The organism is Alteromonas sp. ASW11-130, assembly GCF_026183735.1.
Lineage (GTDB): Bacteria > Pseudomonadota > Gammaproteobacteria > Enterobacterales > Alteromonadaceae > Alteromonas.
Genome location: NZ_JAPFRE010000024.1, coordinates 1 through 23,956 on the forward strand (window position 1 = coordinate 1; position 23,956 = coordinate 23,956).

The 23,956-nt window shown below is 44.3% G+C and carries 23 protein-coding genes and 1 tRNA gene; 7 read left to right on the forward strand and 17 right to left on the reverse strand.

Annotated features, from left to right (window positions below):
• Positions 1-236: 236 nt before the first annotated feature.
• The 3 genes from OPS28_RS08285 to OPS28_RS08295 all read right to left on the reverse strand — a co-directional run bounded on the left by OPS28_RS08285 (position 237) and on the right by OPS28_RS08295 (position 3,323).
• The gene (locus tag OPS28_RS08285; protein ID WP_265608990.1) at positions 237-1,055 is read right to left on the reverse strand and encodes a flagellin N-terminal helical domain-containing protein; all 819 of its coding nucleotides are present in this window, start codon (positions 1,053-1,055) and stop codon (positions 237-239) included.
• Between the two features lie 217 nt (positions 1,056-1,272).
• Positions 1,273-2,097, reverse strand: a complete 825-nt coding sequence (locus OPS28_RS08290; protein WP_265608991.1) for a flagellin N-terminal helical domain-containing protein — start codon at positions 2,095-2,097, stop codon at positions 1,273-1,275.
• A 401-nt stretch (positions 2,098-2,498) separates the two neighbouring features.
• Entirely contained in the window at positions 2,499-3,323 is an 825-nt protein-coding gene (locus OPS28_RS08295) for a flagellin N-terminal helical domain-containing protein (protein WP_265608992.1), read from the reverse strand.
• Between the two features lie 230 nt (positions 3,324-3,553).
• Between OPS28_RS08295 and OPS28_RS08300 the strand changes: the two genes are divergently transcribed.
• On the forward strand, positions 3,554-4,525 hold the full coding sequence (locus tag OPS28_RS08300; protein WP_265608993.1) for a hypothetical protein: 972 nt from the start codon (positions 3,554-3,556) through the stop codon (positions 4,523-4,525).
• Here the strand turns inward: OPS28_RS08300 and flgL are convergent.
• From flgL to OPS28_RS08365, 13 genes are all read right to left on the reverse strand, one after another.
• Positions 4,508-5,731: a flagellar hook-associated protein FlgL gene (gene flgL, locus OPS28_RS08305; protein WP_265608994.1), complete on the reverse strand. Its 1,224-nt coding sequence runs from the start codon at positions 5,729-5,731 to the stop codon at positions 4,508-4,510. The two genes, OPS28_RS08300 and flgL, sit on opposite strands and share 18 nt — an antisense overlap.
• A gap of 6 nt (positions 5,732-5,737) precedes the next feature.
• Positions 5,738-7,870 (reverse strand): flagellar hook-associated protein FlgK, encoded by a 2,133-nt coding sequence (flgK, locus tag OPS28_RS08310; RefSeq protein ID WP_265608995.1) that lies wholly within the window; start codon positions 7,868-7,870, stop codon positions 5,738-5,740.
• A 31-nt stretch (positions 7,871-7,901) separates the two neighbouring features.
• On the reverse strand, positions 7,902-8,852 hold the full coding sequence (gene flgJ, locus OPS28_RS08315; RefSeq protein WP_265608996.1) for a flagellar assembly peptidoglycan hydrolase FlgJ: 951 nt from the start codon (positions 8,850-8,852) through the stop codon (positions 7,902-7,904).
• A complete protein-coding gene (locus OPS28_RS08320) occupies positions 8,852-9,964 on the reverse strand; it encodes a flagellar basal body P-ring protein FlgI (RefSeq protein ID WP_265608997.1) in 1,113 nt (370 codons plus the stop codon). Before OPS28_RS08320 ends, flgJ begins: the two co-directional genes overlap by 1 nt.
• Before the next feature lie 8 nt (positions 9,965-9,972).
• A complete protein-coding gene (gene flgH / locus OPS28_RS08325) occupies positions 9,973-10,653 on the reverse strand; it encodes a flagellar basal body L-ring protein FlgH (RefSeq protein WP_265608998.1) in 681 nt (226 codons plus the stop codon).
• 11 nt (positions 10,654-10,664) lie between these two features.
• On the reverse strand, positions 10,665-11,453 hold the full coding sequence (gene flgG, locus OPS28_RS08330; RefSeq protein ID WP_265608999.1) for a flagellar basal-body rod protein FlgG: 789 nt from the start codon (positions 11,451-11,453) through the stop codon (positions 10,665-10,667).
• 64 nt (positions 11,454-11,517) lie between these two features.
• Positions 11,518-12,261: a flagellar basal body rod protein FlgF gene (locus OPS28_RS08335; protein ID WP_265609000.1), complete on the reverse strand. Its 744-nt coding sequence runs from the start codon at positions 12,259-12,261 to the stop codon at positions 11,518-11,520.
• A gap of 118 nt (positions 12,262-12,379) precedes the next feature.
• A complete protein-coding gene (gene flgE / locus OPS28_RS08340; RefSeq protein WP_265609001.1) occupies positions 12,380-13,765 on the reverse strand; it encodes a flagellar hook protein FlgE in 1,386 nt (461 codons plus the stop codon).
• 16 nt (positions 13,766-13,781) lie between these two features.
• The gene (locus tag OPS28_RS08345) at positions 13,782-14,468 is read right to left on the reverse strand and encodes a flagellar hook assembly protein FlgD (protein ID WP_265609002.1); all 687 of its coding nucleotides are present in this window, start codon (positions 14,466-14,468) and stop codon (positions 13,782-13,784) included.
• 29 nt (positions 14,469-14,497) lie between these two features.
• Positions 14,498-14,920, reverse strand: coding sequence for a flagellar basal body rod protein FlgC (gene flgC / locus OPS28_RS08350; RefSeq protein WP_265609003.1), 423 nt, complete (start codon positions 14,918-14,920; stop codon positions 14,498-14,500).
• A complete protein-coding gene (flgB, locus tag OPS28_RS08355) occupies positions 14,917-15,321 on the reverse strand; it encodes a flagellar basal body rod protein FlgB (protein WP_265609004.1) in 405 nt (134 codons plus the stop codon). The genes flgC and flgB overlap by 4 nt, the downstream gene beginning before the upstream one ends.
• Before the next feature lie 80 nt (positions 15,322-15,401).
• Positions 15,402-16,235: a CheR family methyltransferase gene (locus OPS28_RS08360; protein ID WP_265609005.1), complete on the reverse strand. Its 834-nt coding sequence runs from the start codon at positions 16,233-16,235 to the stop codon at positions 15,402-15,404.
• 12 nt (positions 16,236-16,247) lie between these two features.
• Positions 16,248-17,180 (reverse strand): chemotaxis protein CheV, encoded by a 933-nt coding sequence (locus tag OPS28_RS08365; protein ID WP_265609006.1) that lies wholly within the window; start codon positions 17,178-17,180, stop codon positions 16,248-16,250.
• A 180-nt stretch (positions 17,181-17,360) separates the two neighbouring features.
• On the opposite strand from OPS28_RS08365, the gene flgA reads away from it, so the two are divergent.
• The 3 genes from flgA (at position 17,361) to OPS28_RS08380 (ending at position 18,971) form a co-directional block, all read left to right on the forward strand.
• Positions 17,361-18,083, forward strand: a complete 723-nt coding sequence (gene flgA, locus OPS28_RS08370; protein ID WP_265609007.1) for a flagellar basal body P-ring formation chaperone FlgA — start codon at positions 17,361-17,363, stop codon at positions 18,081-18,083.
• 111 nt (positions 18,084-18,194) lie between these two features.
• Positions 18,195-18,530: a flagellar biosynthesis anti-sigma factor FlgM gene (gene flgM / locus OPS28_RS08375; RefSeq protein ID WP_265609008.1), complete on the forward strand. Its 336-nt coding sequence runs from the start codon at positions 18,195-18,197 to the stop codon at positions 18,528-18,530.
• 9 nt (positions 18,531-18,539) lie between these two features.
• Positions 18,540-18,971 carry a flagella synthesis protein FlgN gene (locus tag OPS28_RS08380; protein ID WP_265609009.1) on the forward strand — a complete coding sequence of 144 codons (432 nt, stop codon included), beginning with the start codon at positions 18,540-18,542 and terminating at the stop codon, positions 18,969-18,971.
• Between the two features lie 16 nt (positions 18,972-18,987).
• Here the strand turns inward: OPS28_RS08380 and OPS28_RS08385 are convergent, their stop codons facing one another.
• The gene (locus tag OPS28_RS08385) at positions 18,988-19,455 is read right to left on the reverse strand and encodes an LPP20 family lipoprotein (RefSeq protein WP_265609010.1); all 468 of its coding nucleotides are present in this window, start codon (positions 19,453-19,455) and stop codon (positions 18,988-18,990) included.
• Between the two features lie 201 nt (positions 19,456-19,656).
• Between OPS28_RS08385 and OPS28_RS08390 the strand changes: the two genes are divergently transcribed.
• The 3 genes from OPS28_RS08390 (at position 19,657) to OPS28_RS08400 (ending at position 23,914) form a co-directional block, all read left to right on the forward strand.
• Positions 19,657-20,844 carry a flagellar assembly protein T N-terminal domain-containing protein gene (locus OPS28_RS08390; protein ID WP_265609011.1) on the forward strand — a complete coding sequence of 396 codons (1,188 nt, stop codon included), beginning with the start codon at positions 19,657-19,659 and terminating at the stop codon, positions 20,842-20,844.
• Positions 20,845-21,270: 426 nt separating this feature from the next.
• Positions 21,271-21,346, forward strand: a tRNA-Arg gene (locus tag OPS28_RS08395).
• A gap of 825 nt (positions 21,347-22,171) precedes the next feature.
• Entirely contained in the window at positions 22,172-23,914 is a 1,743-nt protein-coding gene (locus OPS28_RS08400; protein WP_265609012.1) for a S8 family peptidase, read from the forward strand.
• Positions 23,915-23,956 lie beyond the last annotated feature (42 nt).

The following is a 23,956-nucleotide window of genomic DNA, read 5'->3' on the forward strand; positions in this document are numbered from 1 at the left end:
AAGGTAAGCACACTGTTTGCCGTGTTTTGTCACCCTGGCTCTTTCAAATACTGTATCGTCGAAGGAAAAAAATCCTTTAGTAAAAAAACATAAAAAAGATGACTTGGATACAAAAACGATACAAAGCCATTATTTTTATATTTTTTATACGTATGTATATTTATTTATACGCTGTGATAAGGAGTGTCGGTATGGTAACGATTCGGGGCCGACGAGTTATCAACCCCAAAAACGTATTAACCCAATAGTGATAATGCAGCCTGAGGACGTTGTTTCGCCTGGGCAAGAATGGACGTACTCGCTTGCTGTAGAATCTGATTACGGGTTAGCTCAGCTGTTTCTAACGCAAAGTCGGTATCACGGATGCGTGATCGGGCAGCAGAGACATTCTCTGCCACATTGCTTAAGTTACGTATAGTAGACTGAAACCGATTTTGCAGTGCCCCTAAGTCGGCGCGCGTAGAGCCGATAGTAGATATTGCACTATCAATTGCGGTTAAGGCTGAAGCAGCGCCAGCAGACGTACTAATATCTAATGAACCCACGCCCAAACCTGACGCACCATAGCCGCCTGTGCGGGTTAACTCCATTTTTATCGTTTGTCCGCTATTCGCCCCCACCTGAAAATCAGCTGCGAAATCACCTTTAAGAATACTTACACCATTAAACTCTGTATAAGAACCAATACGGGATATCTCAGTTTTTAGGGCTGCCACTTCTTTTTGCAGTGCGTCGCGATCGGAGTCAGTATTAATACCATTTTGCGATTGTATCGCCAGCTGACGAATTCGTTGCAGACTGGTAGTGGTTTCTTCAAGCGCACCTTCAGCGGTTTGAGAAATTGAAATGGCATCATTTGCGTTACGCACGGCCTGTTGCAATCCTTGAACCTGAGAAGTCATGCGATCAGAAATTTGCAAACCCGCTGCATCATCGGCAGCACTATTAATACGAAAACCTGACGATAGACGCTCAAAAGAAGTATTGAGGGCATTGCTCGTATCAAACATTTGACGCTGAGCATTCAATGCCGAAACGTTAGTATTTACAAACATACTTGTTATATCTCTAAATTACTCTCTCATGCATACCGGGTTATTAAACCGGAGGCCCCTTAAAACAACACTTAAACGTAAAGTGTGAATATAAAAGGTTATAGAGCACGTCTCACTTGTAACAAGGGTAGCCGGGCATCGCCCGGCTAGTAGCTCCGTTAATTCTGATTGAGCCTGTCAACATGGGAAATAGACTCAACCAGTGAGCTGTTAGGAATTAACCTAATAGTGACAATGCTGCCTGAGGACGCTGTTTCGCCTGGGCAAGAATCGAGGTACTTGCTTGCTGAAGGATCTGGTTACGCGTCAGCTCCGCTGTTTCAGAAGCAAAATCCGTATCACGAATACGTGAACGTGCCGAAGATACGTTTTCTGCAACATTACTTAAGTTACGGATAGTTGACTGGAAGCGGTTTTGCAATGCACCCAAATCAGCACGCGTGCCACCGATTTGTGAAATCGCAGAATCAATTGCTGTTAGGGCTGCTGCCGCACCTGCTGACGTGCTGATATCAAGCGTACCCACACCCAGACCAGAAGCACCATAGCCACCCGACTTAGTTAAATCTACAGAAATCGTTTGACCGCTGTTCGCTCCTACCTGAAAATCAGCTTGGTAGCTACCAGAAAGAATATTGACACCGTTGAACTCTGTATCAGTTGATGTACGAGACATCTCAGTCTTCAACGCGGCTACTTCTTTTTGAAGTGCTGCACGATCTGAATCTGAGTTAATACCGTTTTGTGACTGAATCGCTAACTGACGCATACGCTGCAATGAGTTAGTGGTTTCATCCAACGCACCTTCTGCTGTCTGAGACAGTGAAATTGCATCGTTGGCATTTCGTACAGCCTGGTTCAGACCTTGTACTTGCGATGTCATACGGTCAGAAATCTGCAAACCAGCTGCATCGTCTGATGCACTGTTGATGCGGAAACCCGAAGATAGACGCTCGAATGAAGTGTTCAATGAATTACTGGTATCGAACAATTGACGTTGAGCGTTTAACGCTGAAACGTTAGTGTTTACAAACATAGACATAAGGATCTCTCCAACTACTACTCTCACCGACATTGGTCGGCTGCCGGATTACCGGCATTATTAATTAGATGTTATCGAGACCTTTATTCGATCTGATAACCTGGCTCTCTCAGTTTCTTTATCGACGCTTAAAAAATATCCTTTAACGTAAAAACAAAGAAACTTTATCTTTTTGAGGCTTTAATCTAAAAAAGAGTAAATTATGGCCATTTATAGCACTTTACATACTGACGTATATTTATTAATACGATAATATGAAAGGTATCACCATGTTTATTAAGCTAAAAAAGAAAACCGGGCTAAGCCCGGTTTTGTATTTTCAATTGAGCGTTTTACACTCTTTAGGATGCAACCTGGTCGTATCTCACTACCTCCTGGCTCAACCCTAATCTAGTTAGGAATTAACCTAATAGTGACAATGCTGCCTGTGGACGCTGTTTCGCCTGAGCAAGAATTGAGGTACTTGCTTGCTGAAGGATCTGGTTACGCGTCAGTTCCGCCGTTTCAGAAGCAAAATCCGTATCACGGATACGTGAACGTGCCGCAGATACGTTTTCTGCAACATTACTTAAGTTACGGATAGTTGACTGGAAGCGGTTTTGCAATGCACCCAAATCAGCACGCGTTCCACCGATCTGTGAAATCGCAGAATCAATTGCTGTTAGGGCTGCTGCCGCACCTGCTGACGTGCTGATATCAAGCGTACCCACACCCAGACCAGAAGCACCATAACCACCAGATTTAGTTAAATCTACTGAAATCGTTTGACCGCTGTTCGCTCCTACCTGGAAATCAGCTTGGTAGCTACCAGAAAGAATATTGACACCGTTAAACTCTGTATCAGTAGATGTACGGGACATTTCAGTCTTCAACGCGGCTACTTCTTTTTGAAGTGCTGCACGATCTGAATCTGAGTTAATACCGTTTTGTGACTGAATCGCTAACTGACGCATACGCTGCAATGAGTTAGTGGTTTCATCCAACGCACCTTCTGCTGTCTGAGACAGTGAAATTGCATCATTCGCATTTCGTACAGCCTGGTTCAGGCCTTGGACTTGCGATGTCATACGGTCAGAAATCTGCAAACCAGCTGCATCGTCTGATGCACTGTTGATGCGGAATCCTGAAGATAGACGCTCAAATGAAGTGTTCAATGAATTACTGGTATCGAACAATTGACGTTGAGCGTTTAACGCTGAAACGTTAGTGTTTACAAACATAGACATGAGGATCTCTCCAACTACAACTCTCAACCGACTGTTGTCGGGTTACCGGGTTACCGGCGTTACTACTTATAAATTATCAAGATCCTGTTTATGATCTGATAACCTGGCTCTCTCGACATCTTTATCGCCTTATCAAAATTTTCCTTTAACAAAAATATCGAGAAAGTTTTTAGAAAACCATATTCTTTCTGTCTATACTTTTATAACGCCATGTCTTTTAAAGATTTTTCATGATTAAAAAAAGTTCAAATTTTTTTCATCTTAAACGTATCTCGAGTGATAAAAAGCACAGTGCTTTTACCGATCTGGTTAAAATTAACGATAAATTAGTATGTTGCTATCGTCAGGCTACCAACCATGTCAGTGGTGATGGTCGTATAGAAATCACGGTAACTGACCTTAATTCTGAGGTTGTTTCACGCCAGCACCTTTCGTTCCCTCGGTGTGATTTGCGCGATCCTAAGCTAAGCATTGACGAAGGCGGGCGAATATTTTTATTGGCATACGCACGGATGGATGCCACTGAAAAATCATGTTCAAGAACTCGCTGGGTAAGCTGGTTCAGTGATAATGGCCTTACATGGTCTTCACCTCATTTTTTTGGTACCAACGGCTGGTGGCTGTGGCGTATAAGATGGCAGCAGGGCCAGGCTTATGGGTTCGCTTATAATCGGCAACATAATAGGGTTGATCTTTATTCAGGCCACCCGCAAAAGACGATGTATCTTCATAAATCCTATGCTCTATCCTTACGTGACCACAAATTGGGTTATCCTAATGAAAGTGATTTGATATTTGATAGACAAGGCACGATGTGGGCCTTGATCAGAAGAGATGCAGATAGTTTTACTGCGCAACTGGGTCGTGCCAAGCCCCCTTATACGCGCTGGGAGTGGCACGATCTGCAAACCTATATTGGTGGCCCGGTGATGCATGGTTTAACAGAAAACTCTGTATTGGTAGCGGGTCGAATTTGGCAGAATAATCAGCCGAGAACAGCGTTATGGCATCTGCAACTTAACACAGCAAAGCTTACGCATTTACTGACAGTGCCTAGTGCAGCAGATAATAGTTACCCTGGCATCGTATTAGAGGAGGATACGTGTTATTTATCTTATTATTCAGGGCACATAGATAACCAAACACGGGTCTATTTAGCCACCATCAGAAATTTTGATAAATGGCTAAATAAAATTGAATAGTGAAAGCTGCGAAATCCGCGGAAAAGTTTGTAAAGCGGCGTTGAGCGCCGTTTCTTGTCGAGCAAATTCAGCTGATGCCTCTGCAAAATCGGTTTCTTCAATATTCGCGCGCGCGGAGCGAATGTTGACTTCTAAATCCAAATTTGTCTCAAACACTGAAGAGGCGACATTTTGCCGCCCCCCAATGGACGATATCTCCGCAGATATTTTGTCAGTGGCAGAATCAAGGTTCGAAATAGCACCTTGAATTGACTTACGTAACGCATCGCCAGACTCGCCATCAACTGAAAGCGCGGTATAAATATCGTGCAGCGTTTCGGCAATATTTTTCTTTTCTGGTTTGTCCAAAGAAAAGTCAACCGTATCGCCAGCATTACCCGAAACGGTAAAACTCATGCCCTGAATAGTAAAAGGATTCCCGGATGTGTAATCGACAGTATCAATTACAGCACCGCTGGCTACATTCGTTAACTGGACTTGATTACCCGCTGTCAGCGTTAACCGGAAGTCATTGTTCGCTGCCGTGAAGCCATCATAGTTAGCATCAAAAAAACTATCGAACGCATCCTGATTTGCTACATCAGAGTCATCTACTGTAGCTCCCACACTGCCGGTGACCGAAAAGCCTTGGGGAGCCAGGACGTTTTCAAAAACATCCTGGCCACTCGTTGTACTCCGAAGCGTTACATTATCGGACAGTTTAACTGAATTCGTTCCACTATCGCCCTCATAACGAACAGCATTTCCTGGTGCAGCCGGATTAAAACTAAATGCAGGGCTATCGGCTTGGAACCCCGCAAACATATAGTCACCCGATGGATCTTGTGCATTCATAAGATCGAGCACTTCGTCTCGAATTTGCTGAATTTCAGAACCTATTGCTCGTCGATCCGCGTCATTTAATACACCTGATCCAGCTTGTTGAATTAACTGGCGAGCGCGGAGCGCTGCATCATTTATGTTGGAAAGCACTGTTTCTTGCTGTTCTAATCGGCTTATAAACAAACCATTGTTCTGTTTATACTGATCAATATTCGCTAATTGCTCAGTTAACCTCACAACTTGCGCTGCCCCCACTGGGTCATCAGAAGGTCGGTTAATCCGTTTACCCGTTGCTAGCTGTTCCTGCGTATCAGCAAGCTTTCGCTGACTATCCATAATCGCATCGAGATTACGATTGAAGAATTGATTGGTCGAAATACGCATTATTTATTACCTGGCAGCCGAAAGTATCGTGTCAAACATTTGCTGTGCCGTTGTCAAAATTCGCGCAGCGGCAGCGTAACTTTGCTGAAAACGTACAAGATTAGCAGCTTCTTCATCTAAGCTTACACCTGATACTGAATCAAACCATTCCTGTGATTGTGATTTCATTGCCTCAGCAGCTTCTAACGATATATCGGCACTCGCCGCTTTTTCTCCAACATTTCCTACAACTGACGAAAATGCATCAAATAATGAACGAGGTTCATTCGCCGAATCACTGCTAACCTGGACTAACTTTTCGTCCTGCAAATTTATCATTTCCAGTGCATTCGTATTGTCATTTACCCCGTTTGTATTATAGGAAAATGCAAACGAGTCGCCAGCTCTAGGGCTGCCATTTAAACTTAAATCGTAACCTGGGTAATCATCCAAAGCAGAAAAAGAAGCTGGCCAAGCAGGAGTTGCGCCTGCCGCTTCTGCCTGGGCTAACAAGTTGTCGTAATCGGTGACGCCCGTAACGTTGGTGATGACATTACCAGCACTATCCAAAACCTGAAAATCAGTAGGAGAAGTAAATAAAATTTCTGCCGGAGCGCCAACTGTGGCACTCGGTGATCCAGCTACACCATGAATACCACCCGCCCCATCAAAAGCAGACGCTTCTGCACCTAATGTAGGATCAACGGTCGTATTGCTCACTGTTACTTCTTCAACTGTGGCTGTTCCCAAATTATCACTATCTGGTTGTACGCGTAATGGCGAAGCAAACGCCAAGTCTTGTGGACGGTTAGTCGCTAATTCAATATCAGCACCTGCATACTTCGTGGGCTGAAACAAAAACGCGTCTCCCACTGCGTGTCCTCCAGCTGCCTCGAAGTCAATTTCCAGACCGGCGGGAAGCTCAGAGAATCCACTTCCAATTGTAATGCCCGTATAAACTACAGGATTTCCAGAGGCATCCACTTTGGGCGACCCATCGCTATTTAGTAACTCTAACTGCACTTCATCAGGAACGCCAGCGGTGACGCTGGTTACCGTAACTTTATAATCAGCGTCGGTTATCAACTCACCACTGCCTGGGATAACACGCCCAGTAACGGGGAGGTTATCTGGTGTTCCTGAATAATTTACCCCAACAAATTCGGGTAGATTAAATATGTCACCGCCGAGCTGAAAGTCTAAGTCCATTCCTAGTCTGTTCTTACTATTGACGGCATCAGCAAATGCCAGGGCCATCTGTCCTATGTCACGCTGGGTAGGGGCAAGAATTTCATCTCGATAACGAAACAGACCACCAATTTGTCCACCTAAACTCGTCTCACCTAAATTTATTTTTGTATCGTCTTTTGCACCATTAAATTCTGTCGACAGCTGTAATTGTTTACGCCCTAAATCTGCATCTGTACTGATTTCAATCAGGTTAAAACTGCCATCGTCTAAAATGAGCGACTCGCCAGTTTTTAAATTTATGTTGACCGATCCAGGCTCGCTTTTGCTGTCTTTAACATCAATCGCCATCAACTCAGCCAGTTCATCAATCGCCTTGTCCCGCTGATTCATTAATGTAGTAGGCTCGCTGGCGGAACCAAGATCACCACTAGCGACCTGAATAGCATTATTTAGTTCACCGATGTTTCTAATGAGATCGTTGGCTTTGTTTACCATAGAGGTAAACTCTAAATTGACTTCTTTCTCTTTTTCTTCCAGAAAATCAGACACAGTACCAAATCGTCTTAGCACATCCCGTCCTTGCGCTAACACTAACTCGCGTGATGATAGATTAGAGGGGTCATCGGCAGCCGTCTGTAGCGAACCGAAGAACTCACTTAACCCTTGGGCTATTGAATTGGCATCGCTGGCAAGAAGGTTATCAATAGCTGAGGCCTTTTGTTGGTATACTTCGAACTCGCCGACCTTAGTAATATCGCGGCGCAACTGGTTTTGTGCAAATACGTCAATGACCCGCTCGGTGGTAGGTTCTCCTACTCCACCAAGAATACCACCTTCAAAAGTCGTTCGCTCACGTACATAACCTTCAGTATTAACATTGGCGATGTTTTTGCTGGTAGTTTGCAACAGGGTACTACTCGCGTTTATACCGCTTCTTGCAATATTAAACATATCGACAGGACGGACCATAATTAGTTGCTCCTCTGCCCGTTATTTACATTCATGGCATAAAACCGTTAATAATGTCGCTTTTGAATACCGCCATAATCTTATCTGCATAATTCGGATCGGTGGCATAGCCAGCTCGTTGCAGCTCGCTGAAATAGCTCTGCGTATCAGCACCGTTTTCGACTGCTTGCTGATACCGTGGCTGTGACCGAATAAAGTCAACATAGTCATGCACAGCTTCTTTAATAGATTCATACGCACGAAACGCTGCTTTGTGTTTTTTTGCTACGCCGCCTTCGAACTCAAGCGTATCGACAATTGCTTGCTTTCCCTCCCATGAGCGGTTTGCTTTAATACCAAACAGGTTATGGCTGCTATTTCCTTTTGCATCGTGAATAATAAATTTCCCCCAACCCGTTTCGACCGCGGCCTGGGCAATTATAGCTTTAGGGTCGGTACCCAATAATTCAGCAGCTTCGCGAGCATGGGGATACAATGCTTGAATAAAGCTTTCCTGATCGTCAAACATAGGCGCTTTAAAAGATGATGCTGCACCCATGCTGTTTGATTCTAAAACCTTTTCTTGCGTTATTTTGACCTGTGCACGTTGGGATTGGTTCAACGAAGTAATATTGCCGTCATCACGTATGACACTGGCTGGTGTGAAATCTTTATCTTGCTGGCCTAATTGCTGCACGATCAAATCTGCCAATCCCAGACCACCGCCCGCAGATAAATCAGCGGCTAGCTGCTGGTCATGCATTTCCTGATAGAACTTAACCTGCTGCGAATTGAATGGACTATTTTCATCTGCAATGGCTTCTTGCGCCTTGCGCATTGATTTAAACATCATCTGGACGAAAATGGCTTCGAACTGTTGCGCAGCTTCCTCCAACACTTCCTCATCACCAGATGCAATGGCTTCGCGAAGCTTGTTCACGCTACCTAAGTCATGAACATTCCTTGCCATATCAAGCTTGCTATGCGCGGAATTCATATTCATTAGATCACCACCAGCTCACCACGTAACGCCCCTGCTTGACGCAACGCTTCTAGAATAGCCATTAAATCACCTGGTGCTGCGCCAACTTCATTCACAGCACGCACGAGCTGATCGAGGGTTACACCTGGTTCAAACTTAAACATTCTGCTGTCACTCATATCCACATCAACGATGGAGCGAGTGGTCACCACAGTTTCACCTTCACCTAACGCATTAGGCTGGGTCACCTGTTGATTTTCAGAAATCGTCACGGTTAATCCACCATGCGTAATCGCCGCGGGTAACAAGCGAACATCTTGGCCGATGACAATGGTGCCAGTGCGGCTATTTATCACTACCCTGGCTGGCGCCGCAGAAGGCTCAAAGTCAAAGCTCTGTAATGTCGCTAGGAAACCGACTCGCTGGCCTCTATCACGAGGGGCCCTGACTCTGACCGACGCAGCATCGATTGGCTCGGCAATGGTATACCCTTGATCCGGTTGTGCACCTAAGCGTTCGTTAATCGTATCGGCTAAGCGTTTGGCTGTGGAAAAATCAGGGTGGTGTAAGTTAAGTGTCAAGCTATCACCATTAGCAAACCCGCTGGGAATAGTTTGTTCAACCAAGGCACCATTAGGGATACGTCCTACCGTAGGAGTGTTGGACACAATACGCGAGCCATCGCCACCTTGAGCGCCAAAACCACTGACAACCAGACTTCCCTGAGCAACAGCATATACACGACCATCTACCCCACGCAAAAAGGTTTGTAGAAGGGTGCCACCGTGCAAACTGCTGGCTTCGCCTACTGAAGAGACCGTGACGTCGATAGTTTGGCCTGGCTTTATAAAGGCTGGCATACTAGCGTGTACCGCTACTGCTGCGACGTTTTTAATTTTAGGTTTAGTATTAGGATCTAAACTAATACCAAAATTGCTTAGCATGGTTCGGAAGCTTTGCTCAGTAAATGGACTTTGCTCACCCGTGCCAGGCAAACCCACTACCAAACCGTAACCCACTAGCTGATTACTTCTCACGCCCTGAATACTGGCCACATCTTTTATACGTTGCGCGTCTACACTACTGGATATTGCAATTAATATAAAAGTCAGAACGAGGTAAAACGTTTTCATAACATCCCCTAAATTGGCCACCATTCAGAAGAAAAGAAGCGAGATAACCAGCCTTTTTCCTGAGAACGGGCGAAAGAGCCAGTACCACTGTATTGAATTCTGGCGTTAGCTATCTTTGTGGAAACAATTTCATTTTGTGGACTGATATCAGCCGGGCGGATTATCCCAGTCAGACGAATATATTCGTCTCCGTGATTCAGAGTGAGCCACTTTTCACCGCGAATTACTAAGTTTTGGTTGGGTAATACATCCACCACGGTGACTGATATTGCGCCAGATAAGCTATTGCTTTGATTTGCTTGCGCGTCGCCATCGAAACTATCTCCGGCAGACACACCCAATTGAATTGACTGAGGTCCTAGGTTAACCGTATTCCCCCCTAGCCCTGTGATAGGTTGCAAATCAACTTCTGTGTCTTTCGAGGTAGACGTTCTTGCTGATTTTGAAGCGTTAGTGTTTTCACTCAATGTCACGGTTATGAGATCGCCTATTCGTCTCGCCGTGACATCTGAATAAAGGCTATTCGCCATATTGGCTCGGAAAAGCGCCCCATCTTCAATGATATGCTCTCGAGGAATATTTGGGATAACGGGCGCAAAAAGCGGATCATTGGCTTGTACTGGCGGCTCAGAAGTGCTCATGCATCCGCTAAGTACTAAACCGACAATGTAAACTATTCCAAACCGCATGATATCACCTGTTATAATTGTTGAATAACCTGACCTAGCATCTGGTCAACTGAAGAAATAACTTTGGAGTTCATTTCATACAAGCGCTGACTCTCAATCAGGTTTACCAACTCTTCCGTTACATTAACGTTGGATGTCTCCAACGCCCCCTGAACGATAGTGCCTAAGCCTTGCAATCCGGGAATACCTTGAATTGGCGCACCGCTAACAGCGGTTTCAACGAACAGGTTCTGGCCTGTCGGTTGCAAACCAGTCGGATTAATAAAATCGGAAATGTTAATTTGACCGATAACCTGAGGTTCGGCTTCACCTCGCACGGTCACTGACACTTCGCCATCCTGGGAGATACTGATCTGTTGGGCGTCTTCTGGAACAGCAATTTCTGGTTGCAATAAAAATCCGGCCCCGGGCGTTACTATTTGGCCTTGATCATTTAGAGTAAATTGTCCATTTCGGGTATACGCAATAGTGCCGTCAGGTTGCAGAATTTCGAAAAATCCGCGCCCCTGGATAGACATATCCAGTGAATTTTGCGTGGTAATCATATTTCCCTGAGTATGGGATTTTTGCGTGGCTACCACCTTAGACCCGGCGCCCAGCATTAAACCCGAAGGCCGTTCAGTATCTGCCGATGAGCGTCCGCCAGGCTGGTTAATATTTTGGTAAAGCAAATCTTCGAAAACAGCGCGGTCTTTTTTAAAGCCTACTGTCGATGCGTTCGCCAAGTTGTTGGAAACTACAGCCACATCTGTTTGTGCCGCATCTAGTCCGGTTTTACTGATCCATAACGCTGGATGCATAACGACCTCCTAAAAGAGTTTAGTGCTCTATTACTTATTACTTATTACTTTTTACTTTCAAAAGTTACAGAATACGCAACATCATATTGCCTTGCTGATCCAGATCATCCGCTTGTTTCATTAGCTTTACTTGCAGTTCGTAATGACGCTGGAGACTTATCATATTGACCATTTCGTTAACTGCATTAACGTTCGAGCCTTCAAGCGTACCTGATAGCAAATTCACTTGTTCACTAGCTTCAAAAATGTCACCGTTCTTGGCCTGAAATAAACCGTCGGCACGCCTTTCTATACTATTGAGATCAGGATTGACCAGCTTTAGCCTTCCCACTTCTTCAGAAACGTTAACAGGTGCGCCTATAGGACGGGTTGAAATAGTCCCATCCATATCAATGTTTAAATTGTCTAGCGGTACGGGTAAAAATATTGGACCGGCATCACCTAATACGATATTACCGTGCATATCCGTCAAAACGCCGTCGGGTCCTAACTGAAAGCTCCCATCGCGGGAGTAGACTTCATTACCATTGGCATCTTGAACGGCGAAAAAGCCTTTTCCTTGAATAGCGACATCAAGGTCACGAGCGGTCTGTATCATTGCGCCCGTTTCATAATTATTAGAAGGACTTTCTGTCAGGGAAAATACACGCGTAGGTAAGCCGCCATCATATACTGGCATTGCTCTAGCTTGTTCAAGTTGAGCTTTAAAACCAATAGTTTGAGCGTTGGCTAAGTTATTCGCTCTGATTCCTGTAGCCAGCAAATCCTGTTTGGCCCCACTGGCGGCAATCCAAAGTAATTTATCCATGACTGACTTTTGACGATAAGTAATTCATACAACTAATTTTGCAAGGGTGATGCCAAATGTGACAATTTGAGAAAAGAAAAAAGGCCGCGGAAGCGGCCTTTTCAAGATCATGATTTTATTAACGAATATTCAATATTGTCTGGTTAAGCTGGTTATTCACTTCAAGCGCTCTTGAGTTTGCCTGGAAGTTACGCTGGGCAATGATGAGGTCAATTAGTTCCGTTGTGAGGTTAACATTTGCCTGTTCAAGTGCAGAGGAGTTGATTTCACCAAACGTTCCCGTAGTTGCTTCACCTGCAAGTGCTTCACCAGATTCAATACTTTCTTTCCATTGTGTATTGCTTTCCTGGGTTAAACCCTGTTCGTTAGAAAAGCGAACCAAGGCGACTCTGACAATAGGTTCGGATGTACCATTTGAGAACGTTGCTCTGACTAACCCATCTGGGCCGATATCAATGCCCGTCAATCTACCTACTGGAAGACCGTCTTGTTCAAGTGAGGTTACTTCAAACGATGAAGCAAATTGTGTAGGTTCGTTCGTAGTCGCTATAGCGGGGTTTAAATTAAAGTCGACAGCGACTTGCTGCGAAACATCAGAGCCATTACTAAGAATGGTGCCACCTAGAGCTTCAGTCACTATTTTAAAGTCAGTTTGCCCCACGCCATCGGGTGACTCTATACCAATAAAGTCGCCCCCTGCGCTAAACTTTAGTTTACCGGCGGTAACATCATTACCGGTGGCGGTCCCCAAAGCGTTTGCTGCGGTTGCTGGGTCGGAATCGGAGCCATCCGAGTTCACTAAATCGACCAAATTTCCATCAACCGCGGTGGCAAAAAACCATTCGTTGGTCACCGCAGGATCAGGATCTTTAACGAAATAGTAGGTCATAACATGGCTGTCGCCCAGTGAATCATAAATGGTTACTGAGGTTGCTGCGTTATAGGTAAGCGGATCATCAGGATCAAACTGAATAGGGTCTACGGCGGTATCGCTTGCAGGCAAGTTCATACGAATATCAACTTCAGACGTTTTTTGTGGCGAACCTGATGAATCTGGGATGCGCACTGGTACAGTAGTACTAAGTGCCACTGATGAACTAGAACCGTCACTATTTACTGGGAAACCCATTAGGTTATCCCCGTTGCTGTTGACTACAAAGTTATCTGAGTCCAGCTTAAATTGTCCCGCCCGGGTAAACGAATAATCTCTTGACGTAATTTCAGGTACGGTGGCGAAAAAACCGTTCCCTGTTATTGCCAGATCCAGTGCCGTGTCTGTGAACTGTAAACTTCCCTGAGAGAACTGTTGTGCCACTTCCAATGTGAGAACACCATCACCCACTTTGGTATCTCCACCTGCTAATAATGAAGATGCATAGACGTCACCGAATTCAGCTCGGGATTCTTTAAAGCCAACGGTGTTCACGTTTGCGATGTTGTTCGCGGTGACATCAAGGTCTTTTTGAGCGGCGGCAACGCCACTTAATGCAATGTTAAAAGACATAACTCACTCTCTCCTACTAACTACCAATTTGGATAACATCATCTAGCTTGATGCTGACATTTCCATCCAAATTCAAAATAATACCCTTACCGCTGCCGGCAAGGCTTACGCTTCCAACATGGCGATTAATTGCAGTGGGAATTGCGATCCCTTCGCCTCCAGCCTCCCCCGTGGCTTTTACAACATAGTCCCCGGGAGGCATTGGATTGCCATGGGCATCCGTACCGTCCCAGTTGAAGCGGACGTTGCCCTTACCTTGCGTACCTGCATCAATAGTTTTAACAATTTCACCCAGCTGGTTTTGAACAGTGATTTTCATATTCTGTACAGTTTCACCATTTACCACTACACCTGAAACTCCCGCCCCTTCAGCGTTCATATGGCCAATATTACTTTCAACAAGGACGTTTTGACCTATCAAACTGGAAGCCTGAAGCGCCTGATTGGAGGTCATTGAGGTGGCAAATGCTTCGAACTTATCGTTAAGTTGCGAAATACCATCCGCCATCGTAAAGGAGGTCATTTGCGCGACCATCTGATCATTATCTACCGGTTTGGTCGGATCCTGGTTAGCCAATTGTTCTGTTAATAATGAGAAGAAGTCTTCCTGCGTCAGGTTCTGCTCGCTACCATCAGCGACTTTTACTTTCTCTTCCTGCCAGTATAAATCGTTGGTTAAATCGGAAGGGTTAATTGTGTTCATTACAATTCCTCAATTACGGCTTAGGCTAATTACTGCCCTTGACCTAATTGCAGTACGCGGCGAAATAAACGTTTTGTGGTATCGGCTACCTGAACGTTAGTTTCGTATGCTTTTGAAGCAGACATCATGTCGGCCATTTCTTCAACGATATTTACATTCGGCTTATATATATAACCATCTGCATCAGCCATAGGATTATTAGGCGAGTACTCTATTTGCAAAGGGGCTTTGCTTTCTACGATACCTAATACTTTGACCCCGACGCCGTCACGTTGGTGTTCGGTTGCTTTTTGCAGCTCAGCGGCAAAAACTGGCTTACGTGCGCGGTAAGTTTCGCCCTCACTGCTACTTACACTGTTCGCGTTGGCAATATTACTAGCCGTGGTATTAAGACGAACAGACTCAGCTTCCATTCCTTGACTGGAAATTGACATAACATTAAATAAACTCATGCGCCTTGCCCTCCACTTAACGCTTTCTTCATACCCTTCAGCTTGCCTTTAACAAATTCAAGTGTGGCCTGATAACGCAAGCCGTTGTCCAAAAACGCATTACGTTCCTGTTGTAACTCTACTGAATTACCATCGCCTGTATCGGGCTGAAGAGGTAAGCGATACTGAATCATGGAGGTTGCATGCATGCTTCCGACCATGTGTTTGCTATCTGTGCGAACCATTGACTGTTTGTGATCGGTCTGAGCCATTTTCATCGCAGCTTGGAAATCTATATCCTTGGCTTTATACCCTGGGGTATTAGCATTTGCGATATTGCCAGAGATCAGCTCCATTCGCTGTTCTCTCAAATTTAACGCCTTCTGATGAAATCCGACTAAACGATCTAAATCAATTGCCATACTATTTACTCCTCTTACACAAAGGATATAGCAATTGAGATGCCAAATTGATTTATTGGCTTAAGTAAAAAAGAATGTAGTTAGGGTTTACGTTGATAATAGAGGCCTGGAGAGCACTTCACCATGTTAAAATACGCGGTAGCTGTACTGATCGATTCAGATGCGCCAAGAAAAAGAATACCGTTCGGTTGCAGTAATCCGGCAATTTGTTGCAGTATTTTTTGTTTAATTGCCGGGGCAAAATAAATTAAGACATTACGGCAAAAGACAAGGTCGAACTTCCCTAAATTCGCATAGGAATGCAGCAAATTCATACTGCGAAACGTTACCATACGTTTTAATTCGGGTTTCACCATCATGCGACCATCTTCATGACGCGTAAAGTAACGTTGTCTGCGTTCCTCCGATAACCCTCTGGCTAATGATAGCTCATCATAGATACCTTCTTCGCAACGAGCCAACATGGATGTCGACAAATCAGTGGCCACGATCTCGACTCCGCGTTTCAGAGAACTGGGGTTTTGACGTTGAAACTCCAAAACGGACATCGCTATAGAATAGGGTTCCTGCCCTGAAGAACATGCCGCACTCCAAATTTTGAGTGGGCGAGATAGGGTCGAAAATTCTGGCAAAATGCGATTGACCAATAATTCAAAGGGGTAAGTGTCACGAAACCATAACGTTTCATTAGTCGTCATGGCGTCGATAACAGACTGCAGCATATTCTTGTCTCTACCCGTCACCACCTTATTGATTAGGGTATCCAAGGCGTCAACATTATAAGTATAGAGCAAAGAAGACAGACGGCTACGTACTAGATACTGCTTGTTTTCACCTAGTACTATGCCACATTGTTGCTCAAGAAAGCGCCCAAACTGAAGGTAACTTTCCTCAGAAACCTCTCTATTTTTCAATCCGTTGCCGTCCTATTCTTGCTTAGGATTAACTAGCCATTTCTGTACCGCTGTTGCCAACTCGTCTGGATGGAACTTGGCAATAAAGTCATCAGCACCTACTTTTTTCACCATAGCCTGGTTAAAGACACCGCTCAGTGAGGTATGTAAGACTACATGCAACTTTTGCAGTTCAGGCGTATTTTTGATCTCCGCAGTTAATGTATAACCATCCATTTCGGGCATCTCGATATCAGACACCAGTACGCCCACCCGGTTGGTTACATCGCCGTATTCTTCGGCAATTTGTTTTAACCTTTTTAAGGCTTCAAGACCATTTTTTGCGGTCTCAATTTCTAATCCTAGAGACGTTAATGCTTTTCTCACTTGGTTACGAGCAACGGAAGAATCATCCGCGATAAAGATGATTTTATCTTCATTACCTTCAGTTTGCAGATTAGCTGCCACATCTGCGCTCACCTCTGCATTCAGGGGAGAAATTTCGTTAAGAATCTTTTCAACATCTAAGATTTCAATCAGCTCATTTTCAACTTCGGTCACCGCTGTTAAATAGCTTGCTCGGCCAGTACCCTGAGGCGGTGGCATTATGGCGTCCCAGTTTGTGTTGATAATTCGCTCCACTGCACCTACCAAAAACCCTTGAACTGAGCGGTTATATTCTGCAATTACAATAAAAGCGGAAGAAAGATCTTCAATTTTTCTTCCGCCCGTGGCCATACTTAAGTCGATAACCGATATAGTTTGCCCGCGAATGTGAGCTACACCTCTAACTAAAGCATTAAGTTTTGGCATTGAAGTGAGAGGGGGACATTGTAAAACTTCACGCACTTTAAAAACATTAATTCCAAACCGCTGACGCCCATTTAAACGGAACAACAGCAATTCCAGCCGATTTTGCCCAACTAACTGGGTTCGCTGGTTAACGGAATCTAGAATGCCTGACATACATCACCTCTTTAAAAATTGGGCACGAACATTGCGTTAGACCTGACTACTGAAACGTGAGCAGTAAAAATCGTCAAATAAGTGACATAACACTTTCCACTTAGCGGTCTTCTGCCATGTAGTGAACTTTAATCATAGACAAAATGTCACCAACTGAACACGAAAAAATGCAAAAAGAGTATGTTTTCACTATTTAAGAATAAATCTCAATGTTGGCGAGCCAGTATGTCTGGGATGCTATGGATGATAATGGCCTTTCCGACAATCGCAAGTGAGAAAGTAAACTTGCATAAACAAATTGAACGTGGAGCGCATGATTACCTGATGCAGGCAATAGGCGATAACCATGGTGAGGACAACATCGTGGTTGAGGTATCCCCTGTCGATGACCGTATCCAAATTCCGGCATGCCCTACTGGCTTTCAATATCACGCCGACTCGGAGTCCCTATCACAGGCGTATATCTCGGTCAGAGTGAGTTGTAATAATAATCAATGGTATGTATTTACCAACGGTCGCGTTACACGCACGCGTTCCGTGGTCGTCACTTCGGGTATGGTAAGTCCGGGCACAGTGTTGACTAAAGAAAATCTCATGCTTGCCGATATTGATATTAAGTGGTTAAGGCATACAGCCTACTCCGACTTATCACAGTTAATTGGCGCTAGGATGAAGCACCGTGTGCGGCAAGGTCAGCCAATCCAGGCAAACATGTTATGCTTTGTTTGTAAGGGCGATCGTATTACAATTAGCGCTCGCACCTCTGGAATGCTGATTAAAACAGCGGGAATAGCGCAGCAGGATGGCGTAGTCGGAGAAAGTATTCGGGTTACCAATGCAAGCTCACAAAAATCTGTGATTGCAGAGGTCGCCAATACGAATGAGGTTATTGTCAGTCTCTAGTGAAGTTGCTGAGTATAAATTTTCATGACATTACTGGAAAATTTAGACTAAAGTATCGAAGACTGTTGCCGATAACCTTGATGAGGTGTTAACGGTAGTGGAATTTTTATCATGGCAATCAATAATGTAAATAATAATGGTGTGCATAAAACGCCATTAGACAATGCGAAACTAAATAATCAGCAGAACGCTAATCAGGCAGCAGCCCAACAGCAAACTGCAAAAGGCGCGGCTGCAACTGCACCCCGTCAGGATTCAGTGTCACTGACACAGTCTGCTCAGCAGTTGAATCAAGTGCAAAAGAAAAGTAATGAAGCGCCAGTTAATGAAGAGCGTGTGGAAAAGCTGAAAAAAGCCGTTCAAAGCGGTGACTACAGCATCGACCCACAAGCTTTAGCAAGTAAGATCGCTCGACTGGAAGCTGAGGTATTCGGTTCAAATTCTTAAGGGTAGGTAATGGAACAATCATTGCAATCTTTGCTTACGCAACAAGTTGATAATTTAAATCAGCTTGCCGTTTTGCTCGAACAGGAGTTGCATTTAATTAGTTCCAGAGATGCTGAAGCGTTAATGACTTTGCTTAAGGAAAAAGAGCAGACCCTCGAAGAAATCCAGCAACTCGACCAAACTGTTAACAAGCTTTATTCTGATTTGGTTGCTACAGGCTCGATTCCAGCCGAAATCGAAAATCTGATTGCCGACGCTAAAGCCCTTCTGGAACAGTGCCAGTATCGTACCCAAGTGAACCAGAAAGCTGTCGAACAAGGGCAGCTTCGTCTTACCCACCTAAGAAATTTAATGCTTGAGGTTCGGGCGAAAGAATCGCTCACCTACGACAAAAGTGGCAAACCAAAGCCAGGAAGCACAGGTAAAGGTGTGAGCGCATAACGCCTTATCGTAGATTCTAATAATATTTCACTTCTTTTATTTGGCGTGGTTTAGCCGTCGACAAATACAATTGATAAACTGTTCTCATATCCAATTCAAGCTCAGTAGCGTAGGTATCTTCACCCACTGGATAAGATTTTACCACTCGTGCGCCGCGAATAATGCCTTCAACAGAAGCTTGTAGCTGTGTATCACCCATCACCATATTAGCAATAGATTGATTACCGGCGATACGCTGTCCATAGACTTGCTCTGCCAGCTCGCGATAGGCGTCCAGCTTAGACGCTTTCATTGCCATAATTTCTTTAATACTGTTAGTGGTTCCATGTTGCGCATCTACAGGCGCGTAACCCACCGCCTTTAATACCGGATATTGTTTAGGTTGAATCACTTCCCATTCTACGTGTTTATCGTACATACTGGTGCACGCACTCAATGAAAGCACTACAGAAATTGATAATAGAAATTTATTGCTAATTGACATCGTGCTACCCACCCCTTTCAGGCGACAAAGAACTCACTTTTTTCTCTCTAGTTTTTAAAAGGCAATTAACGTGCCTGTATGAACGGTCCCCTTACTCAACGAAATTGAGGTGCATTTAGAAGTCAGCATCAAAAGAGGAATGCATTATGCTTTAATCAGACCGAGTCGAGATTCTGGCGCGTAGTTAAGCAGGTAAAGAGCATGAGTAGCAGTCGTTTAATAAACCTTATTCTTCACGCAAAAGTCATCCCAGGATGGTTACTGCTGAGCTGCCTTAGTTTTTTGCCGGGGCAAAGTTATGCCGCTTGGTATGAAGCACAGGGGCAAGCCGTTGTCATTTCTGGCGATAGAGAACGCGCCAAAGAGCAAGCAACTAATGAAGCCATAAAACAAGCGTTATTATTTGCGGGCGCGTCTATTCGAAGTGTGCAAACTTTGACAAACGGATTGCTTCAAAACGACGCTTTTCAGATTGCCGCAAACGGCGAAATAGACAGTGTCGAGCTTGTTAGTGAAACCTGGCACGATGATTATGTTACGGTTACTATAAGAGCTGATGTCGTCCCCAAAACTGCTCAATGTGAGCCAGCTTCATACCTGAAAACGATAGCCACTAGCTTTTTGCCCTTACAAAATCCGTTGCAAGCACAAGACGGGCAATTACATAAAATTGGTGCCGAAACGAGTCGAAAACTAAAAACGCAGTTCGATAACGCTACTGATACCGTTATTATTAATTATATTGCTCCCTACACAGCACGGTGGGATGACGTGAATGTGCTGCGTCAGGCTCCTGCTTTAGCGAGGCAAAGCAAAGCGCAGTTCATTCTTGCCGGTACCATTACCGATATTAGTGTGTCACGAACCCAGCCTAGGGACTATGCCTTTTGGGAGAACGAAGAATCAAACAGACATTTTGGGCTGGATATTCAACTGATCGATGGAATGAATGGCGCAACACTTTTACGCAAGCATTACGCAACAACCGCCCCATGGCAATTTGACCGTTTTGCCCAGATCGATACAAGCAGTCACACTTTTTGGCAATCGTCCTATGGGCATGCCGTTTCTTCTAAATTATCTGAGTTGGTTGCCGACGTGGCGGAAACCTTAATTTGTCACCCCGCTACAGGTAGAGTACTCAAAATTTATAACGATAAAATTCAAGTCTCAATTGGTCGCGAACATGGTATTAAAGTTGGGGATGAGCTGTCCTTATACCAAACAAATATTGTTGAAGATGCGTTTGGACAAGGCTTTTTACAATATCGGCTTTACCCTGGAAAGGTAAAAGTAGTAGCGGCATTCGCTGATACTGCTACGGTTGAAGCGGTGGGAGATTTTGTACTGGCCAATATTCAACCTAACGATTTTGTCGCAAAACGCTAAGAGAAAGCAGAACACATTATTATTTGGGTGGTTAACTGTGAGTTTGGGGGATTATCATCGCCCGTTCCCACGACCGGGGGCGATTTCTTTCCCCCTCTATTGAACAAAGAGAACCTGAATAGTCAGTGTTAGTTTCTGCCCCGTCAATTTTGTGACACAGGATGAATCCAAGTGAAGAGTAATCGGAACCTGTAAGACGTGAAAAAGTCTCTTCCGCAGGGCAATAGAGAAATCTACCTACTCGGTGTAATTCACCAGCATAGTCCCAGGCCAAACCAGCCCTGCGTTATTTTTCACTAGTTCGATTGAATTTGTCGGAATGCGCAAACATAATAGGAATTGGAATGGCATGATAGTATGCCAAAAGCAAAATCAATTGCATTGTTAACAATCAGCGCGATTCCGTTTACAATGCCCCCGCTATACGTCCCCATAGTTTAACTGGATAAAACAAGAGCCTCCTAAGCTTTAGATCTGCGTTCGAGTCGCGGTGGGGACGCCAGCCTTCTTATTAATATTTTGAAATCTCGTCAATCGTTCAAGCGCGAATTCAACTCCGAAGCGCTAGCACTAGCCTTCGTTAGTTTGCAAAGCTTGCCTACTGGAAACACCGAAAATACCCTTTAAACCGGTGGAAGTGTTTCCGAGCTTCCTCTAACGCTGGTAGTTATTAATATTTCTATTGGTAGCTCCGTATTTTTGTTGTGATCTGCTACCCACCTAACGCGCTCATCGGCGCTTAACCTCGCAGCTGATATGAGCCAACATCAGATGCAATCTTCCGGGAATAAAGCTACGGTTCTTTGCCGTCTAACGTGACTGTGCCTTGAATTCGCTTTACCTTTATAAGATTACTATGGGTGAAGCTTCTTGTGTAAATCCCGTTCTATTACGTCTTTTTGTTCGTTTTGGCCTTTTTCACCACTAAATGTGGATTATATTCCAGTGTTAACCTGTTCTGATTAAGGAGAAACCTCACTCCAGTCCGGTAGGTTTAATCTATTTAGCATGTGACTACCCCGCTTACAGATCGCGTAGATCCCGGCCATTCTAGCCACGTTGTCCAATTTAAAACGACTAACCAGCCAAAGCGGGAACCAGCACCGCCCCCACATTCACCCCAAAAATAAAAAACACCAAAAACATAGACTCAAAATTATAATTATACTAACTTATTGATATTAGCTCATTTATCGATTACTTCCATCATTGCGTTGGGCTGATGATTTGTCGACTAAGACTTCTTACTGTCTCCCGTAATATGGCAGTTTTGAAAGGTTAGGCGCGACGACAGGACTTGTAGAAAAATAAATAAGGATTACATTTCATGAAAAAAATAAAAAAATTAGCCTTAATCACACTTATTACAGCTTCCTTTACCCACTCAATATCATACGCTGATGAAGACAGCAGCCCGCAATACAAAATGTTCTTAAATGACCAGACTGAATATTTAAGTATTAGTTTTAAAATTGATGAAAAGCTTGAAAATTTTGAATTGAATAAAGGAAAATTCAAAAAGCTTGACGGTATGTTGGATAAGGATACATTTTCATTAAATTCACTCCCGTTTTTAAAGAAAGTTAAGCGAATACATGGAGATAAAACCTATAAGGAATACCGTAAAAAGTATAAAGAATTTAAGGCCAGAGGAAAAAAATTACCAAAGTTAGAAAATTGGTATTCAGTGCCTCTTTCAGCTGACATGTCGCACGATGAAATACTAATGATATACAATGCATTAGTAGCTGTACCGATAATCTCACACATTGAATTGGAAACGCCTGTGATATCGACAGAGTACGTTCAGTGCCCATATACGTGTGATGACGTAGGTCCTCCGGGTGGGGGGGGTTCAACAACTCCGACCCCTAATTTACAAAGTCATCAAGGCTATCTCACTTCAAGTCCTTACGGTATTGATGCAGATTATGCCTGGACAAAACCAGGCGGAAATGGTGCAGGGGTAAAAATTATAGATATGGAGAACGGTTATAACTCGAATCATGAAGATTTGCCTTCCCCCTTCATTCGCGTAAATGATAACGATAATGATGACCATGGAACGGCTGTGATGAGTGTTTTAGGCGCCAGAAACAATGGTATTGGTGTTAAAGGTATCGCTTATGGAAGCCAATTAGGTTTTTATGGATGGGGAAGCAGTACGTCTGGATCTATACGTGCCGCAGCAGACAATCTTTCGGCAGGTGATGTGATGGTGTTGGAAGGACAAATTAACCGAAACATTAATTCGGGCGACCGCTGCGACACTACGAACCATGATGAATGCGTTCCTATGGAGTGGAACCAGGCTAACTTCGATGCAATTAGATACGCGTATCTTAAAGGGGTCGTAGTAGTGGAAGCGGCAGGTAACGGTAACGAAGACTTAGACTCAAGTATTTATAATAATCGATTTGACCTGAATACCAGAGACTCTGGTGCTTTTCTTGTCGCTGCTACAGTTAGTTCTTCCACTATAACAAGAAGCGGTTTCTCAAACCACGGAACCAGGATCGACTTTAATGCGTGGGGAGATGACGTAGCCGCTGCGGGCCTATATGGTACCGATCTTTTTAATGAAGGAATTGATAGAAGATATGGGGCAGGTTTTGGTGGTACGTCTTCAGCAAGTCCTATCGTTGCAGGTGCCGTTGCCTCTTTACAAGGTTTTAGCAAGCAAAGTAAAGGCGCTACACTTGATGTCGAAACGATAAGAACAATTTTGAGTTCTACCGGTGTTCAGGAACCGTCTGGGGTGCAGGTGGGGGTAAGACCGGACTTACGAGATGCGATTGATGAACTTGATTATGGGACATTAGCGACGCCTTCTTTGTCCGCTTTCTGGGATGCGTGTTATGGGAGCAACCAGATGTCATGGAATGCTATACCAGGCGCCACTTCCTATAAAATTTATTTAAATGGCGCGTACTGGACATCGCAAACCTCTACGTTTAAGAGTGTGAACGTGTCTTCTACGAAAAGTGCTACGGTGCAAGCCTGCAATAGCTCCGGATGTAGTGCTAGCTCAAATAGTGTTACTCTGCGATATGCATCTGCGTGTTATTAATGGGTAATATAAGGGAGGAATAAACCTCCCTTACTATTCAAG

Excerpts from the sequence above, each read along its gene's own strand:
- flgB (WP_265609004.1), bottom strand. The coding sequence starts at position 15,321 with ATGGCAATTGATTTAGATCGTTTAGTCGGATTTCATCAGAAGGCGTTA.
- flgA (WP_265609007.1), top strand. The coding sequence starts at position 17,361 with ATGTTTTCACTATTTAAGAATAAATCTCAATGTTGGCGAGCCAGTATG.
- flgM (WP_265609008.1), top strand. The coding sequence starts at position 18,195 with ATGGCAATCAATAATGTAAATAATAATGGTGTGCATAAAACGCCATTA.
- OPS28_RS08385 (WP_265609010.1), bottom strand. The coding sequence starts at position 19,455 with ATGTCAATTAGCAATAAATTTCTATTATCAATTTCTGTAGTGCTTTCA.
- flgH (WP_265608998.1), bottom strand. The coding sequence starts at position 10,653 with ATGCGGTTTGGAATAGTTTACATTGTCGGTTTAGTACTTAGCGGATGC.
- OPS28_RS08285 (WP_265608990.1), bottom strand. The coding sequence starts at position 1,055 with ATGTTTGTAAATACTAACGTTTCGGCATTGAATGCTCAGCGTCAAATG.
- OPS28_RS08380 (WP_265609009.1), top strand. The coding sequence starts at position 18,540 with ATGGAACAATCATTGCAATCTTTGCTTACGCAACAAGTTGATAATTTA.
- OPS28_RS08300 (WP_265608993.1), top strand. The coding sequence starts at position 3,554 with ATGATTAAAAAAAGTTCAAATTTTTTTCATCTTAAACGTATCTCGAGT.
- OPS28_RS08320 (WP_265608997.1), bottom strand. The coding sequence starts at position 9,964 with ATGAAAACGTTTTACCTCGTTCTGACTTTTATATTAATTGCAATATCC.
- OPS28_RS08365 (WP_265609006.1), bottom strand. The coding sequence starts at position 17,180 with ATGTCAGGCATTCTAGATTCCGTTAACCAGCGAACCCAGTTAGTTGGG.
- OPS28_RS08345 (WP_265609002.1), bottom strand. The coding sequence starts at position 14,468 with ATGAACACAATTAACCCTTCCGATTTAACCAACGATTTATACTGGCAG.
- flgG (WP_265608999.1), bottom strand. The coding sequence starts at position 11,453 with ATGCATCCAGCGTTATGGATCAGTAAAACCGGACTAGATGCGGCACAA.
- flgL (WP_265608994.1), bottom strand. The coding sequence starts at position 5,731 with ATGCGTATTTCGACCAATCAATTCTTCAATCGTAATCTCGATGCGATT.
- flgJ (WP_265608996.1), bottom strand. The coding sequence starts at position 8,852 with ATGAATATGAATTCCGCGCATAGCAAGCTTGATATGGCAAGGAATGTT.
- OPS28_RS08400 (WP_265609012.1), top strand. The coding sequence starts at position 22,172 with ATGAAAAAAATAAAAAAATTAGCCTTAATCACACTTATTACAGCTTCC.
- OPS28_RS08290 (WP_265608991.1), bottom strand. The coding sequence starts at position 2,097 with ATGTCTATGTTTGTAAACACTAACGTTTCAGCGTTAAACGCTCAACGT.
- OPS28_RS08335 (WP_265609000.1), bottom strand. The coding sequence starts at position 12,261 with ATGGATAAATTACTTTGGATTGCCGCCAGTGGGGCCAAACAGGATTTG.
- flgK (WP_265608995.1), bottom strand. The coding sequence starts at position 7,870 with ATGGTCCGTCCTGTCGATATGTTTAATATTGCAAGAAGCGGTATAAAC.
- flgC (WP_265609003.1), bottom strand. The coding sequence starts at position 14,920 with ATGAGTTTATTTAATGTTATGTCAATTTCCAGTCAAGGAATGGAAGCT.
- OPS28_RS08295 (WP_265608992.1), bottom strand. The coding sequence starts at position 3,323 with ATGTCTATGTTTGTAAACACTAACGTTTCAGCGTTAAACGCTCAACGT.
- OPS28_RS08390 (WP_265609011.1), top strand. The coding sequence starts at position 19,657 with ATGAGTAGCAGTCGTTTAATAAACCTTATTCTTCACGCAAAAGTCATC.
- flgE (WP_265609001.1), bottom strand. The coding sequence starts at position 13,765 with ATGTCTTTTAACATTGCATTAAGTGGCGTTGCCGCCGCTCAAAAAGAC.